This is a genomic window from Mesorhizobium atlanticum (assembly GCF_003289965.1).
GTDB classification, from domain to species: domain Bacteria; phylum Pseudomonadota; class Alphaproteobacteria; order Rhizobiales; family Rhizobiaceae; genus Mesorhizobium; species Mesorhizobium atlanticum.
Genome location: NZ_QMBQ01000002.1, coordinates 935970 through 950282, shown reverse-complemented (window position 1 = coordinate 950282; position 14313 = coordinate 935970). Strand labels below are relative to the sequence as shown.

Below are 14313 nucleotides of genomic sequence, written 5' to 3'. Positions count from 1 at the left end.
CGGTTCCCTCTATGTGTTGCTGTCAGCCGATATCGATCATCACTTTGCCGGCCTCGACCCGGACCGGATAGGTTTTGAGGTTGACGCAGACCGGCGCGCCTTTGGCCTGGCCGGTCTTGTAGTTGAAGCGGCCATTGTGCTTCGGACATTCGATGATGTCGTCCATCACCAGCCCGTCGGCGAGATGCGCTTTCTCATGCGTGCAGAAACCGTCGGTGGCGAAGAAGGTGTTCTCCGGCGAGCGGTAGATCGCGAAGCTGCGGCCGCCATGGTCGAAGCGGATCACATCCTCTTCATCCACGTCGTCGACCGCGCATGCCTCGACCCAGTCCGCCATCGTCTATCTCCGAGTTGTCGCGGCGCCTATTCGGCGGCCGCGGCCGTTATGTCGAGATCATGGAATTCGCCGCGATAAGGCTTGGCCGTCGGCGGCAATTCGCGCTTGAGGTAAAAATCCTCGTATTTCAGCTGCCTGAGCAGGACCGGCCAGACCTCGCGATAGGCGTGCCACATCGACGGGTTCGCCACCGGCAGATCGTGCTTGATCAGCTCATGCAGCTTCGGCAACGCATGGTAGGGCACCATCGGGAACATGTGGTGCTCCACATGGTAGTTCATGTTCCAGTAGATGAACCGGCTGACCGGGTTCATATAGACGGTGCGCGTGTTGAGCCGATGGTCGGTGACGTTGTCGGCGAGCCCGATATGCTGCAACAGCCCCGTCAGCACCATGTGCCAGGTGCCGTAGAGGCGCGGCAGGCCGATCAGCACCAGCGGTATCCATGATCGAAGCGCGATCGCGACAGCGATCGTCGCGGCATAGACGATCATGTGCCAGCGCGCGGCGATCACCGCTTTGTGCTGCTCCATCTGCGGGATGTAGCTCTTCTCGTCATCCGACAACGTGCCGAAAGCCTGGCGCACCAGCGTCGGCAGCGAATAGCGAAAGTCGAGGATGCCGGTGAAGGCCAAAGCCGCCTTGATGAGGTCCGGCGGCCGCATCACCGCGATCTCGGCGTCGCGGCCGACGATGATGGTGTCGGTGTGATGGCGCGCATGGCTCCAGCGCCACTGCACCGGATTGCGCATCAGCATGAAGGAGGCGATGTGATAAACGACATCGTTCATCCAGCGCGTGCGGAAGGCGGTTCCGTGGCCGCATTCGTGCCATCGCGAGTCGCTCGACGAGCCGTAGAGCACGCCATAGACGAACAGGAACGGCACCACCCACCACGTGCCCCAGAAGCGGACGATGCCGGCGGCCGAGCCCAGGATCGCGGCGATCCAGATGATGGTGTCGCGGATCGCCGGGCCGTCCGTGCGCTGCATCAATTCCTTCATGGTCTTGCGCGGTACGTCCGTGTGATACCACTCGGCCGAGGCGAGGCCGCTCTCGATCGCCCTTCGCGTGCTTTCGCCGACAAGGCTGTAGTCGCGCTTGGTGCTGGAGGCAGTCGTCATCATCCCTCCCCGATCAAAGCCCATTCGCGCGGAATTTCCCGTCGAGGAATGTCTTGGCGCGCGGCACGTCGTCCTCGGTCAGATGCTCGATGATCACCGGGATGTTCGGATGCTTCTCGCTGAGCCGCCTGAGGTAGAGGTCGTAGTTCAGCGCGCCGAGCCCCGGCGCCGGCAACTCGATCTCGCCGACGCCGCGGAAGGTCAGCCCCTCATGCGCGTCCGCGTCGCCGATATCGGCATGCTTTTCGCTCTTGTCCCCGCCAGAACGCTTCACGTCCTTGGCATGCGCGATCCTGATCTTGTCGGTCAGCGTGTCGAACACCTGGTTCAGCACCTGGTCCATGCGGTCGATATTGTGCGCCTCGAAATAGTTGGTCGGGTCCATCAGCAGGCCAAGGCCGGGATGGTCCACCTGCGCGAACATCCTCACCGTCTCCTCGACCGAGCCGACGACATTGTTGACATAGGTCTCGAGCAGGAACACAGCGCCGTGGTCGTAAGCCGTCTGCGCGAGGTCGGAGATCACCTTGCGGCATTCCTCGAAGCCTTCCTCGGTCTTGTTCTTGGGGTGATGGACCCAGTCGGACTCGGTGTTGTAGGTCCCCGTCTCGGAGATTACGTAAGGGCTACCGAAGTCGCGCGCGTTGCGGATGATCTCCTTGAGATAGGCAAGCCGCCTGTCCCGCTCTCCCTTGTCCGGATGGATGATGTTGGTGTAGCCGGACACGCAGCAGACCGGCAGGTTATGGTCGCGAAACGTGTCGCGCACCTTCCGCGCCTTGTCCTTTGTGATCTGCCCGGCCGACAGGTCGATGTCCTTGAAATGCAGGTCGAGCTGCACGGTGTTGAAGCCGAGCGCCCGGATGCGCCTTGCCGATTCCTCCAGCTCGTAGGGGAAGTAGCCTGTGAAGATACCTGCCTGCATCATGAGCTGAAGTCCTCCGGGTAAGCGATTCAGTTGCCGCGTCTTTCGGCTGCTTCAATCGACGCGGATTTCGGACAACTTGATCGTGCGGCCCTCGGCCATGGACCGGTAGCCCGCCTCGACCAGCGCCATCGTCTTGACGTTGTCGGCGACGGAGAGCGCCGGCGGCGTGCCGGTCTTCAGCGCATATTGCAGTTGCTCCATGACGCCGATGAAGGCGTGTGGAAACCACATCGTCTCCCAGCTTGGGCTGACCCATTTGCCGCCCGTCGCCTCGGTCGACGCGTAGGTCAGCGTCGAGGCGACGCCCTTCGGCCAGCCGATCGTGCCCTTGGCAACACCCTTGGTGCCGTCGACGCGCCAATTGATGTGCTGGTCGTCGTCGTAGCCCTCCTGGCGTGGACCGGACCAGACATCCTCCAGCGATACCGCGAGCACGCCGGACGGAAAGCGCAACGTCGACACGGTGATGCCGTCGGAATGGTCGAATTTCGTGCGCGGGTCCTTGCGCGTCAGCGTGGTGATCTCGTCCGGATCGCCGAACAGGAAGCGCAGCACGTCGAGATGATGCACGCTCATATTGGCGAGCGTCAGCCGGTCGTAATCGGCCAGGAAAGTCTGCCAGTGTGGGATCGCGTGCATGTCGATCTCGGCAAAGACGACCTCGCCAAGCGCGCCGCTGTCGATGATCTGCTTCAACACGCGCATCGACTGGTCGTAGCGCATGTTCTGGTTGACCGAGAGGATCTTGCCGGAGGCAGCCGACTCGTCGCGCAGCCTGACCGCCTCCTCGACCGACAGCGCCAGCGGCTTCTGCGCCAGGATCGCCTTGATGTGCTTCTGCTTCAGCGCATGGCGGATCAGCGCCGGCTGCTGGTCGGGCGGAAAGGCGAGGTCGACGATCTCGACGCGATCATCCTCGATCAATTGCTCAGGCGTGTCGTGGACGGTCGGGATATGCCAGCGATCCGCCACCTTCGCGGCATTCGCCTTGGTGCGTGAGGCGATCGCCACCACGGGAAAGCCGGCTTGCGCATAGGCGGCGAGATGGCATTCGGCCATGATCATGCCGGCGCCGATGCAGCCGATCCGGTAGTCCTTGACCCGGACTTTTACGTCAGGCTCGAAACCCGTACTCGCCATCCATTCCTCCCGTCGAGGACTGGATATAACGCGATGCTCCAGGCCTCAGCCAAGGCCCGCGCCATCATTTCCCATCAGCGGGCATCAGGCGGCCGCGATCAGCACCGTGCTGTCCGGCGACCAGCTGAGCACGACGGGCTGGCCCTCGGCCAGCCGCTCGGCGCCGGTGTTCTGGACGATCACCTTCAGCGTCTGGCCGTCGCGATCGACGAAATAGGTGCTGTTGTTGCCGGCGAAGATGCGCTTCGAGACTTGGCCCCTGAGCATGTTGGCATTGGCTGGATCGGGCTTTGCCGCACCTGTCGTAATCCGGATTCGCTCGGGCCGAACCGCACAGCTTGCCTTCGCGCCGGCCGGCACCGATGCGCCAGTCGAGGCCGCGATCGTCGTGCCGTCGGGCAGCTTGATCCCGGAGCCGGTGGCATTGCCGCGAAAGATGTTGGCGTCGCCGAGGAAGGTCGCGGCGAACTCGCTCTCCGGTCGGTCGTAGATTTCTTCCGGCGGTCCCTCCTGCACCAGCCTGCCATCACGAAGGATGCCGATGCGGTCGCTCATCGTCAGCGCCTCTTCCTGGTCGTGCGTGACGAAGATGGTGGTGATGCCGATCTCGCGCTGGATGCGCTTCAGCTCGATCTGCATGTCGACGCGCAGCGCCTTGTCGAGCGCGCCGAGCGGTTCGTCGAGCAACAGCACACGCGGCTTGGTGACGATGGCGCGCGCCAGCGCCACGCGCTGGCGCTGGCCGCCCGAAAGCTGATGCGGCTTTCGCCCGCCAAGCTTGCCGAGCTGCACGAGGTCGAGCGCGCGCTGTACTTCCGTCGCGATCGTCGCCTTCGGCTCGCCGCGCACCGAGAGGCCGAAAGCGACATTGTCGGCAACGCTCATATTCGGGAACAGCGCATAGTTCTGGAACACCATGCCGATGCGGCGCTTCTCGACCGGCACGCGCTCGACGCTTTCGCCGCCGATGGCGATACGGCCGCTATCGGGAAAATCGAAGCCGGCGATCTGGCGCAGCAGCGTGGTCTTGCCGCTGCCGGACGGTCCGAGCAGCGCATAGAAGCCGCCATCGGCGAAATCGATCGAGACATCGTCCAGCGCCTTGTGCGCGCCAAAACTGCGGGAGACGTTCGCGACCTGGACACCAGCCATTATTTCTCTCCGCCGAATTTGAAGAAGCGCGCCGTGAGCAGCATCAGTGCCATCGACACCACGATGATAATGGTCGAGACCGCGTTGATCTCGGGCGTAAAACCCTTGCGGATCGCGGCATAGATTTCGACCGGCAGCGTCGTCTGGCCGGGCGTCGACAGGAAATAAGAGACGACGAACTGGTCGAACGATACGGCGAAGGCGAACAGCCCGCCGGCGATCACACCGGGCATGATCCAGGGCAAGGTCACCCGCATGGTCACCTGCCACTGATTGGCGCCGAGCGAGCGCGCCGCCTCTTCCAGCTCCGGCGCGAAGGTCTGCAGCCGCGCCGAGACGACGACGATCACATAGGGCAGCGCCAGCGCGACATGGCCGAGCAGGATGGCGATAAGCCCACGGCCGATGCCGACGCCGAAGAAGAAGATCAGCATCGCCGTGCCGGTGATCAGCCACGGAATGGCGATCGGCGGGAAGAGCAGCGCCTGCAGGACTTTCTTGCCGCGGAACTCGTAGCGATAGAGCGCCAGCGAAGCCATCGAGCCGAGCACGGTCGAGATCAAAGTGGTGATGATGGCGATCTCGATGCTGTTCCAGGTCGCCGCGATCAGCTGGTCGTTCTGCCAGAGCGATTGATACCAGTCGGTCGTCCACTCGAACGGCAATTGATAGAAGGGCGAGGCGTTGAAGGACATCGCCGCCATGATGATGATCGGCAGATAGAGGAAGCCGAGCAAAAGCACGATGTAGAAGCGCCCGAGCCCCTCGAGGATGCGTGTCGTCGCCATCAAGCAGCCTTCCGCAGGACCGGCGCGGCCAGCGCCAGGATGATCAGCACGACCGCGAGCAGGATGAAGGAAAGTGCTGCGCCCAGCGGCCAGTTGAACACGGCGACGAACTGGTCCTCGATGACGGTGCCGTAGAAGGTGCCGGTGCGGCCGCCGAGGATGCGCGGTTCCATGAAGGAGCCGACCACCGGCACGAAGATCAGCGCGGCTCCGGCGATCAGCCCGGGCATCGACAGCGGGATGATCACGCGCCACAGCACCTGTCGCCGCGATGCGCCGAGCGAGCGGCCTGCCTCGATCAGCGAGTCGTCGATCGCCTGCAGCGTGAGGTAGCAGGTCAACACCATATAGGGCACATAGGAGTGCACCAGGCCGATGATGACGGCGGGATAGGAATACATGAGATCAATGTTGATCTTGAACGGCAGCACCGCGTTGAGCGCGGTGTCGAGGATGCCGCCTTCGCGCAGCACCATCGCCCAGGAGAAGATGCGCACCAGCCCGTTCGACCAGAACGGCAGGATGACGAGCAGGAAGATCGCCTCGCGGCTGCGCCCCTTCAGCACCTTGGCCAGCACATAGGCCGCCGGGTAACCGATGACGACGCACCACAGCGTCACTTCGAGGCCGAGCCGCAGCGACGCGAACAGAAGCGTCGAATAGAGGCTTTGCGAAAAGAACGCCGCGTAGTTGCCGAGCGTGAACGCCCACTCCTTGCCTGCCAGCGGCAGGTCGGTCATGAACGAGAAGAAGACCATGGCCGACAGCGGCAGGAAGATCGCCACCGTCAGCCACAGATAGGCGGGAAGGAGAAGCGGCAGGGCCGGCCTCAGTCCGCGGCGCGAACCGATCGCAAGCTGGTCAGCCATTCTGCCTCTCCTCCCCGAAAGACGTCGATTACTTCACGTTGACCTTCAGCTCCTGCCACAGCGCCAGATACTTCTCACGCTGCTCGTCGGTGACCGGCGCCTGGAACTGGATACGTTTGGCGACGTCCGGGCTACCCATGACCTTACGGTTGAAGGCGTCTTCCGGCAGCGCGTCGACAGCCTTGGTGTTGGCCGAGACCGGCGCGCCGACCTTGGTGACCCATTCGACATAGAATTTCGGGTCGATCATGTAGTTGATGAAGGCCTCGGCGCCGGCGACGTTCTTCGAGCCGACGGGGATCGAGAACGCATCGAGCCAGGCGACGGCACCTTCCTGCGGGATGACCAGCGAGACCGGCAGCTTGAAATGCGTCTTGGCGCGATCGGCCGAACCGCTCCAATAGGTGCCGATGTCGATCTGGTTAGAGGCGACCATCTGGTTCCAGTCGTTCTCCGAGCTCCAGAAGGTCTTGATCTGCGGCATCAGCGAGGTGAGCTTCGCCTTGACCGCGTCCATATCCTTGATGTCGTTGATGTTCTGACCCGAAGCGATCGCGCCGAACTGCACCGCCTCGACGGCGTCGTCGCGGATGATGACACGGCCCTTATGCGCCGGATCCCACATCTCGGCGATCGACGTCGGCGGCTTGTCGAAGGACTTTTCGTTGATGGCCAGCGCCGTCAGGCCCCACACCCACGGCACGCCATAGACCTTGCCGTCGTGGTTGAGCATCGGCGAGCCGGCCTTGTCCTTGGCGATGTCGGCGTAGTTGGAAAGCTTCGAGACATCGATCGGCTGGATCAGCTTGCCGGCCATCGCCTGGTCGTTGAAGGCGGCGTTGATCATGACGACGTCGTAGAGACCGGGATTGGTGCGGATCTTGGTCAGCATCTCCTGCTCGGAGTTGAAGAAATCGTTGACCACCTTGAAGCCGGTCGCCTTCTCGAAATTGGCGACCGCCCACGGCTCGTCGGCGCCGTAGCCTTTCCAGTTGAGCACATGCACTTCCTCGGCGGCTTGTGCGGCCAGTGTGAAGGCGGAGACGAAGACGGCGGTGGCCGTCAGGAAAGCGGTCAGTCTGGGCATGCGCATGATATTTTCCTCTCATTGTTTGCCCGATTGACGGGCTTGTTAAGTTGCAGTCGCTTCCGCCCGACCAGGCGCGGTCGTCGCTTCGCCGCGCTCAGCCAGGAATTCCAGGATTTCGGAATCGGTCGGCGCCGAAGACCCGCCCTGGCGGGTGACCGAAAGCGCGGCGGCGGCATTGGCGTAGCGAGCCGCCTCGCAGGGCGACTTGCTTTGCGACAATGCGCTGACGAAGGCGCCGATATGCGTGTCGCCTGCCCCGTTCGTATCGACCGCCTCCACCTTGAAACCGGGCACCGTGCGGGTGCCGCCGTCGGCCATACGCACCAGGCAGCCATGCGCGCCGGCGCGGATGACGACACCTTTGGCGCTGGGGCAATGCTCGGCCAGCAACCGGATGGCGACGGTCTGGGCGTCGCCGGCACCCGCTATTTCGGCTGCTTCATTGGTGTTGCAGCTCAGCCAGGTTGTACGCGCCAGCACCCTGTCCAGGATCGGTCGCGGAATATCGGCGATCACCGGCGTCGGATCGAAGACGAAAGGAATGCCGGCCGGCAGCGCCTCGATCCAAGCGGTGAGCGCATCGCGGCTGCCGGGATAGCTCAGCGTATAGCCCGAGGTGAAAACCCAGTCGTCCGAAAGGACTTGAACCGGCTTCATCATGTCCGGCGTCAGCCGGCTCTCGGCACCCGGCCAGGAGACGAAAGTGCGCTCCGCATCGCCGCTGATCATGGCGACGCAATTGCCGCTATCCATCAGGGGCGACGGCGGCGTCAGCGTCTCGATGCCTTCGGCCGCGAAAGCGGCGCGCAGGAAATCTCCGTCGGGCCCGGTGCCGAGCTGGCCGCCGAACACCACCTTCATGCCGGTGCGGCTTGCCGCGACCATCATGTTGAAGCCGCCGCCGGCGACGCGGGCGTAAGCTGACGCGGTCTTTTCCGTGCCGGCCGCCGGCAACGCATCGATGCGGTAGACGTAGTCCACCACGGCGCTGCCGACATGGACGAGCCGTCCGCTCATGCGGCGTCCTCCTTGCCTGGGCCGGATTTGGCGTCGCGTGCCGCGACCAGATCCGCAGCCAACGCGCGGACCTCCGCGATGTCGATGCCTTTCAGCTGCGCGATGCGATCCTGTGGCAGGTTCGACAGGCCGGCGCAGGCGCCCGCCATGCCGGCGGCAATCGCCCCAATCGTGTCGGTGTCGCCGCCGAGATTGGCGGCGATCACGGCTGCCCGCCAGGCGTCGCCCTGCGCGACCTCCAGCACCGCGAAGGCGGCCGGCACCGATTCCTGGCTGGCGACGCCGGTACCGATCAGGTCGACGATCAGCTTGATGGCTTCCTTCTCCGCCTTACCGCGGACAAGCTCCTGCGCCCAGAGGATGCGCGCTGCGACGTCGCCGCCGGTGACCCAATGGCCAAGCGTGGCGCCAAGTCTTGCCGCTACCACGGCGTGGCCGCAAGCGGCGCGCCAGTCGCCGCCAGAGACGCCGAGACTGACAGCGGCGGCAACCGCCGCCGCCGATGCAATAGCGATCGAGGTGTTGTGCGTGGCCCGGCAGGTTTCCGCCACCTTGGCGACCAGCGCGCCAAGCGGTTCCGGCGGCATCATGATGCCGACCGGCGCGATGCGCATCGCAGCGCCATTGGTGTCGCCGCCGCGCCCGGCCTCTTCGGCCGGCACGCCGCTGTTGATCGCGTCGATGGCGCGCTTGGTCGATGGTCCAAGCAGATCGTAGCTGCCGCGCGCCTTGACTTCGCGTTCCCAGCCGAGCAGCGCGTTGACCCAGCGCGCATGGTCGAAGCGCTCGCCGGATTCGACGAGGATGCGGCCAAGCAGCAACGCCTGCTCGGTGTCGTCGGTGATCGCGCCGGCCGGCAGCCCCTTCGACACCGGGTGATCGGCGGCGGGCGCGACGAAATCCTCGACATGGCCGTAAAGCTCGGCGATGCGGCTCGGCGACAGAAGCTGCGTCGGCATGCCCAGCGCATCGCCCAGCGCCCCGCCGATCAGCGCGCCCATTGCCCGATCTATCGCCTCCCCCGCCATGCTCAGAACTCCAGATGCAGCGCGAAATGTGCGGGGTTGAGCAGGCTGGTGACGAATTCGATGGCGCGCCCGTCGGCGGCGCGCGTCAGGCGGCGCGTGCGCAGGAACGGTGTGCCGGGCGCGCAGGCGAGGATCGCGGCGTCGGCCGCGCTCAGCATCTCGATGTCGACCCATTCCTCGCCGTGATCGGGAACGAGCCCGGCCCCACGCAGCGTCTGGTGCAGCGTGCCTTCGCGCAGGCCGCGCAACGGTATGTCTTCAAGTTCCGGCGACAACGGCAGGCGGCTGCGCTCGATCGAGATGGCATGGCCGTCATCGGCATTGGTGCGGGCGCGGTCGACGGCGATGAAGGACGGGCTCTCAACCCCGAGCCTGGCCGCCAGCTCCGCATCCTCGATGATCTCGAGCCGCAAGGTGCGGGTCTCGGCATTGGCGCCGGCATTGGCAAGCGCGCGCGACCAGCCGATCGCGTCGTCGACCGGCATGCCGTCGAAGGTGACGAAGGAGCCGATGCCGACCTTGGTGGTGATCAGTCCCCGGCTCGACAGTTCCTCGAGCCCCTTGCGCACCGTGTTGCGGCTGACGGAGAAGCGCTGGACGAGCTCGTTTTCGCTCTGCAGGCGGTCGCCGAAGCCGAGCACGCCCGAGCGTATCTCATGCTCCAGAACCGTCGCGATCTGCTCGGGCTTGCCCGTGCCGGGAGAGAGCTGCATCGCGCGACGGGCCATATCGATACCTGTTCAATGAACCTGTATAATCCTGTTCAATATTGGAAAAAAGAGAGGGAGTCAATGAGTTCGCAGTGAGCGGCTTTAGCGGTCTCCTGACGCCAAATTTCAAGCGTAGGCGCCGCCCCCCTCACCTGCCTGCCGGCATCCTCTTCCCGTATAGTGACGGCGAGAGAGGCGCTCTCATCAGCGATTTCGCCAATCGCCAACGTTGCAGGAAAAGTGCCGGCGTTGCGGCCAGCCCCCCTTCTCCCCGTCACTATACGGGGAGAAGTGCCCGGCAGGGCGATGAGGGGCAGCGCCGACTTTAGCGATTGGCGGCAGATTGGACGCTGACATGGTCACCTGCGACACATGTGGGCGAGATGTTGCAGAGGATCAAACGAAGAAAAATTCCTCCACCCGCTGCTTGGCCTGCCGCAGCACCGGCAGGATGTCGCGCTCCATCGCCTCGACCGAGAAACGCGCCGACTGCGTCGAGACATTGATGGCGGCGACTGTGCGGCCGGCGCGATCGACGATCGGCACCGCGATCGAGCGCAGGCCGAGTTCCAGTTCCTCGTCGACGATGGCGAAGCCGTCCGGTCTCGCCTTGTCGATGGCCTTGCCGAGCGCGGCCCGGTTGGTGATCGTCTTTGGCGTTCGCCGCTCGATGGTCGCTTGCGCCAGGAAGGCCTTCAAATCGTCCGCCGGCAGGCCGGAAAGCAGCACGCGTCCCATCGACGTGCAATAGGCCGGCAGCCTGGTGCCGACATCGAGCGCGACGCTTAAGATTCGCCGTCCAGGGATGCGCGCGACATAGACGACGTCCTCGCCCGAGAGCACAGCCGCATTGCAGGCTTCGTCGAATTTTCCGGCCACCTCGCGCATGATGGGTGCGGCGAAGGTCCAGAGCGACGCGCCGCCGAGCCAGGTCCGCGCGACCGTCAAAAGGCGCGGCGACAGCGAGAACAGCCGGCCGGACTGCGTCGCATAGCCCGTGGCGACCAACGTCAGCAGAAAGCGTCGGGCGCCTGCGCGGGTGAGGTCAGCCTCCTCGGCCATCTCGGTCAGCGTCATGCCACCCGGATGGCGCGCGAGGATTTCCATCACCGCCAGGCCGCGTTCCAGGGAGCCGACATGGTCGCGTGAAATGGATTCCTCTTCCACGAACCTCTCCAGGCCAGCGTTGACTCCAGGCAAAGTTTGGAGCTAAAAGTATCTCATACAAAACAGATGTTCGCAATACGAACTTTTTCAATCACGGAGCCTGGAGATGGTCAAGTTCCTGCCGCTGAAAGAGGCGGTCGCGGAAAACCTGCATGACGGCGACACCGTCGCCTTCGAGGGCTTCACCCATCTGATCCCCACCGCCGCCGCGCATGAGGCGATCCGCCAGGGCTTTCGCGACCTGACGCTGATCCGCATGACCCCCGACCTGATCTATGACCAGATGATCGGCATGGGCATGGCGAAGAAGATCATATTCTCCTATGTCGGCAATCCGGGCGTCGGCCTGCTGCGACGCGCCCGCGATGCCATCGAGAACGGCTTTCCGCGTGCCATCGAGGTCGAAGAGCACAGCCACGCCGGCATGGCCAACGCCTATGAGGCGGGCGCCGCCGGCCTGCCCTGCGCGGTGTTCCGCGGCTATCGCGGCGCCGGTCTCGCTTCGGTCAATCCGAACATCAAATCGATCACCTGCCCCTTCACCGGCGAGGTGCTGGCCGCCGTCCCGGCGATAAAGCCGGACGTCACCTTCATCCACGCGCAGAAGGCGGACCGGAAAGGCAATGTGCTGGTCGAGGGCATCATCGGCATCCAGAAGGAAGCGGTGCTGGCGGCAAAGCGCGCGGTCGTGACGGTCGAGCAAGTGGTCGAAAATTTCGACGATCTGCACCCCAACCTCACCGTGCTGCCAAGCTGGACGATCGCGGCGATTTCCGTTGTGCCGGGCGGCTCGCATCCCTCCTACACGCATGGCTACTATGAGCGCGACAACGCCGCCTATCTCGAATGGGACGAGATCGCCGCCGACCGCGACCGCTTCCAGGCGTGGATGCAGAAGAATGTCATCGAGAGCAGCGCCGACGACTTTGCCGGTCGCGTCGAGCATCTGAGGAAAGCCGCATGAGCGAACTCGGTTTTACCCCCAACGAGATGATGACGATCGCCGCCAGCCGCGCCTTGAAAAGCGACGATGTCTGCTTCGTCGGCATCGGCGCGCCGTCGGCCGCCTGCAACGTCGCGCGGCTGACGCACGCGCCCGACATCACGCTGATCTATGAGAGCGGAACCATCGGCACCGCGCCCGACGTGCTGCCGCTGTCGATCGGCGACGGCGAGTTGTGCGAGACGGCGGTCACCACGGTCGCGGTGCCAGAGATGTTCCGCTATTGGCTGCAGGGCGGCCGTATCTCGATCGGCTTCCTGGGCGCCGCCCAGCTCGACAAGTTCGGCAACATCAACACCACCGTCATCGGCGACTATGCGCATCCCAAGACCCGCCTGCCCGGCGGCGGCGGCGCGCCGGAGATCGCCACCTCGTCGAGGCAGGTCTACATCACCATGGCGCAGTCGAAGCGCGGCATGGTCGAGAAGATCGACTTCTTCACCTCCTTCGGCCATGGCGAAGGCCGCGATCATCGCAAGCGGCTCGGCATAGACACCGCCGGCCCGACGCTTTTGATCACCGACCTCGCCATCTGGAAGCCGGACCCGGTGACCAAGGAGTTCACCGTCGTGTCGCTGCATCCAGGCGTCACGCGCGAGCAGGTGCAGGAAACTTGTGGCTGGGTAGTAAAATTCGCCGAGGCCCTTGACGAGACGCCGGCGCCGACGGAACTCGAGCTGAAGACATTGCGCGACCTGCAAGCCCGCACCAAGGCGGCGCATCAAGGGACCGCGAAAGGGAAAGCTGCATAAATGGCTGAGGCCTTCATCTGCGATTACATCCGAACGCCCATCGGCCGCTTCGGCGGTTCGTTGTCCTCCGTGCGCGCCGACGATCTCGGCGCCATCCCGTTGAGAGCGCTGGTCGAGCGCAACAAGGGTCTCGACTGGACCGCCATTGACGACATCGTCTATGGCTGCGCCAACCAGGCCGGCGAGGACAACCGCAACGTGGCGCGCATGGCGCTGCTGCTTGCCGGCCTCCCGCAGGACATTCCCGGTTCGACGGTCAATCGCCTGTGCGGTTCGGGCATGGATGCCGTCACCATCGCCGCGCGCGCCATCAAATCACGCGAGGCCGAGCTGATGATCGCCGGCGGTGTGGAATCGATGAGCCGGGCGCCCTTCGTCATGCCGAAGGCCGACACGGCCTTCTCACGCAATGCCGAGATCTACGACACCACCATCGGCTGGCGCTTCGTCAACCCGCTGATGAAGAAGCAGTATGGCGTCGATTCCATGCCGGAGACCGGCGAGAATGTCGCCGAGGATTTTTCCGTCAGCAGGGCTGATCAGGACGCCTTCGCTATCCGCAGCCAAGACAAGGCGGTGGCCGCGCAAGAGAGCGGCCGGCTGGCGAAGGAGATCACCCCGGTGACCATCCCGCAGAGGAAGGGCGACGCGATCGTCGTTTCCAAGGACGAGCATCCACGCGCGGGCACGACCATCGAGGCATTGGCCAAATTGCCGACGCCGTTCCGCCAGGGCGGCACAGTGACCGCCGGCAACGCATCCGGCGTCAATGACGGCGCGGCCGCCCTCATCATCGCCTCCGAAGCAGCGGCGAAGAAGCACGGCCTGACGCCGATCGCCCGCATCCTCGGCGGCGGCGTCGCTGGCGTTGCGCCGCGCATCATGGGCATTGGACCGGCGCCGGCCACGAAGAAGCTTTGCGCCCGCCTCGGCCTGACGCCGGATCAATTCGACGTGGTCGAATTGAACGAGGCCTTCGCCTCGCAAGGCATCGCAGTGCTGCGCCAGCTCGGCATCGCCGAGGACGCCGCGCACGTCAATCCGAACGGCGGCGCGATCGCACTCGGGCACCCGCTCGGCATGTCGGGGGCACGCATCACCGGCACGGCGGCGCTGGAGCTGCGCGAGCGCGGCGGCAAGCTGGCTTTGGCTACCATGTGCATCGGCGTCGGCCAGGGGATTGCAATCGCGCTAGAGCGGGTCTGACC

The 14313-nt window shown here is 64.5% G+C and carries 15 protein-coding genes; 3 read left to right on the top strand and 12 right to left on the bottom strand.

The features are described 5' to 3' along the window. Nucleotides 1-22 precede the first annotated feature (22 nt). The 12 genes from DPM35_RS09610 to DPM35_RS09550 form a co-directional block, all read right to left on the bottom strand. Nucleotides 23-337 (bottom strand): MocE family 2Fe-2S type ferredoxin, encoded by a 315-nt coding sequence (locus DPM35_RS09610; protein WP_112127006.1) that lies wholly within the window; start codon nt 335-337, stop codon nt 23-25. A 26-nt stretch (nt 338-363) separates the two neighbouring features. Next, nucleotides 364-1461 (bottom strand): fatty acid desaturase family protein, encoded by a 1098-nt coding sequence (locus tag DPM35_RS09605; RefSeq protein ID WP_181591979.1) that lies wholly within the window; start codon nt 1459-1461, stop codon nt 364-366. Nucleotides 1462-1474: 13 nt separating this feature from the next. Then, nucleotides 1475-2389, bottom strand: a complete 915-nt coding sequence (locus DPM35_RS09600; protein ID WP_112127004.1) for a sugar phosphate isomerase/epimerase family protein — start codon at nt 2387-2389, stop codon at nt 1475-1477. A 51-nt stretch (nt 2390-2440) separates the two neighbouring features. Beyond that, a complete protein-coding gene (locus DPM35_RS09595; RefSeq protein WP_112127003.1) occupies nt 2441-3529 on the bottom strand; it encodes a Gfo/Idh/MocA family protein in 1089 nt (362 codons plus the stop codon). 84 nt (nt 3530-3613) lie between these two features. Then, a complete protein-coding gene (locus DPM35_RS09590) occupies nt 3614-4681 on the bottom strand; it encodes an ABC transporter ATP-binding protein (protein ID WP_112127002.1) in 1068 nt (355 codons plus the stop codon). Continuing rightward, entirely contained in the window at nt 4681-5469 is a 789-nt protein-coding gene (locus tag DPM35_RS09585) for an ABC transporter permease (protein WP_112127001.1), read from the bottom strand. Before DPM35_RS09585 ends, DPM35_RS09590 begins: the two co-directional genes overlap by 1 nt. Beyond that, the gene (locus DPM35_RS09580; RefSeq protein ID WP_112127000.1) at nt 5469-6338 is read right to left on the bottom strand and encodes an ABC transporter permease; all 870 of its coding nucleotides are present in this window, start codon (nt 6336-6338) and stop codon (nt 5469-5471) included. Before DPM35_RS09580 ends, DPM35_RS09585 begins: the two co-directional genes overlap by 1 nt. Nucleotides 6339-6366: 28 nt before the next feature. Further along, nucleotides 6367-7431, bottom strand: coding sequence for an ABC transporter substrate-binding protein (locus DPM35_RS09575; RefSeq protein WP_112126999.1), 1065 nt, complete (start codon nt 7429-7431; stop codon nt 6367-6369). A 39-nt stretch (nt 7432-7470) separates the two neighbouring features. Beyond that, nucleotides 7471-8445 (bottom strand): PfkB family carbohydrate kinase, encoded by a 975-nt coding sequence (locus DPM35_RS09570; RefSeq protein ID WP_112126998.1) that lies wholly within the window; start codon nt 8443-8445, stop codon nt 7471-7473. Further along, the gene (locus DPM35_RS09565; protein WP_112126997.1) at nt 8442-9473 is read right to left on the bottom strand and encodes an ADP-ribosylglycohydrolase family protein; all 1032 of its coding nucleotides are present in this window, start codon (nt 9471-9473) and stop codon (nt 8442-8444) included. Before DPM35_RS09565 ends, DPM35_RS09570 begins: the two co-directional genes overlap by 4 nt. A 2-nt stretch (nt 9474-9475) precedes the next feature. Further along, complete coding sequence (locus DPM35_RS09560) at nt 9476-10201, bottom strand: GntR family transcriptional regulator (protein ID WP_042647561.1); 726 nt, start codon at nt 10199-10201, stop codon at nt 9476-9478. 378 nt (nt 10202-10579) lie between these two features. After that, the gene (locus tag DPM35_RS09550) at nt 10580-11350 is read right to left on the bottom strand and encodes an IclR family transcriptional regulator domain-containing protein (RefSeq protein WP_112126996.1); all 771 of its coding nucleotides are present in this window, start codon (nt 11348-11350) and stop codon (nt 10580-10582) included. A gap of 106 nt (nt 11351-11456) precedes the next feature. Here DPM35_RS09550 and DPM35_RS09545 point away from each other — a divergent pair, with 106 nt between their 5' ends. The 3 genes from DPM35_RS09545 to pcaF are packed head-to-tail and all read left to right on the top strand — an operon-like array spanning nt 11457 to nt 14311. Then, nucleotides 11457-12314 (top strand): CoA transferase subunit A, encoded by an 858-nt coding sequence (locus DPM35_RS09545; RefSeq protein ID WP_112126995.1) that lies wholly within the window; start codon nt 11457-11459, stop codon nt 12312-12314. Further along, nucleotides 12311-13105 (top strand): CoA-transferase subunit beta, encoded by a 795-nt coding sequence (locus tag DPM35_RS09540; RefSeq protein WP_112126994.1) that lies wholly within the window; start codon nt 12311-12313, stop codon nt 13103-13105. Before DPM35_RS09545 ends, DPM35_RS09540 begins: the two co-directional genes overlap by 4 nt. Further along, nucleotides 13106-14311, top strand: a complete 1206-nt coding sequence (gene pcaF / locus DPM35_RS09535) for a 3-oxoadipyl-CoA thiolase (RefSeq protein WP_112126993.1) — start codon at nt 13106-13108, stop codon at nt 14309-14311. Nucleotides 14312-14313 lie beyond the last annotated feature (2 nt).

Bases quoted from the DNA above. Each gene is read 5' to 3' on its own strand.
- DPM35_RS09610 (WP_112127006.1), bottom strand. From the start codon at position 337: ATGGCGGACTGGGTCGAGGCATGCGCGGTCGACGACGTGGATGAAGAG.
- DPM35_RS09605 (WP_181591979.1), bottom strand. From the start codon at position 1,461: ATGACGACTGCCTCCAGCACCAAGCGCGACTACAGCCTTGTCGGCGAA.
- DPM35_RS09600 (WP_112127004.1), bottom strand. From the start codon at position 2,389: ATGATGCAGGCAGGTATCTTCACAGGCTACTTCCCCTACGAGCTGGAG.
- DPM35_RS09595 (WP_112127003.1), bottom strand. From the start codon at position 3,529: ATGGCGAGTACGGGTTTCGAGCCTGACGTAAAAGTCCGGGTCAAGGAC.
- DPM35_RS09590 (WP_112127002.1), bottom strand. From the start codon at position 4,681: ATGGCTGGTGTCCAGGTCGCGAACGTCTCCCGCAGTTTTGGCGCGCAC.
- DPM35_RS09585 (WP_112127001.1), bottom strand. From the start codon at position 5,469: ATGGCGACGACACGCATCCTCGAGGGGCTCGGGCGCTTCTACATCGTG.
- DPM35_RS09580 (WP_112127000.1), bottom strand. From the start codon at position 6,338: ATGGCTGACCAGCTTGCGATCGGTTCGCGCCGCGGACTGAGGCCGGCC.
- DPM35_RS09575 (WP_112126999.1), bottom strand. From the start codon at position 7,431: ATGCGCATGCCCAGACTGACCGCTTTCCTGACGGCCACCGCCGTCTTC.
- DPM35_RS09570 (WP_112126998.1), bottom strand. From the start codon at position 8,445: ATGAGCGGACGGCTCGTCCATGTCGGCAGCGCCGTGGTGGACTACGTC.
- DPM35_RS09565 (WP_112126997.1), bottom strand. From the start codon at position 9,473: ATGGCGGGGGAGGCGATAGATCGGGCAATGGGCGCGCTGATCGGCGGG.
- DPM35_RS09560 (WP_042647561.1), bottom strand. From the start codon at position 10,201: ATGGCCCGTCGCGCGATGCAGCTCTCTCCCGGCACGGGCAAGCCCGAG.
- DPM35_RS09545 (WP_112126995.1), top strand. From the start codon at position 11,457: ATGGTCAAGTTCCTGCCGCTGAAAGAGGCGGTCGCGGAAAACCTGCAT.
- DPM35_RS09540 (WP_112126994.1), top strand. From the start codon at position 12,311: ATGAGCGAACTCGGTTTTACCCCCAACGAGATGATGACGATCGCCGCC.
- pcaF (WP_112126993.1), top strand. From the start codon at position 13,106: ATGGCTGAGGCCTTCATCTGCGATTACATCCGAACGCCCATCGGCCGC.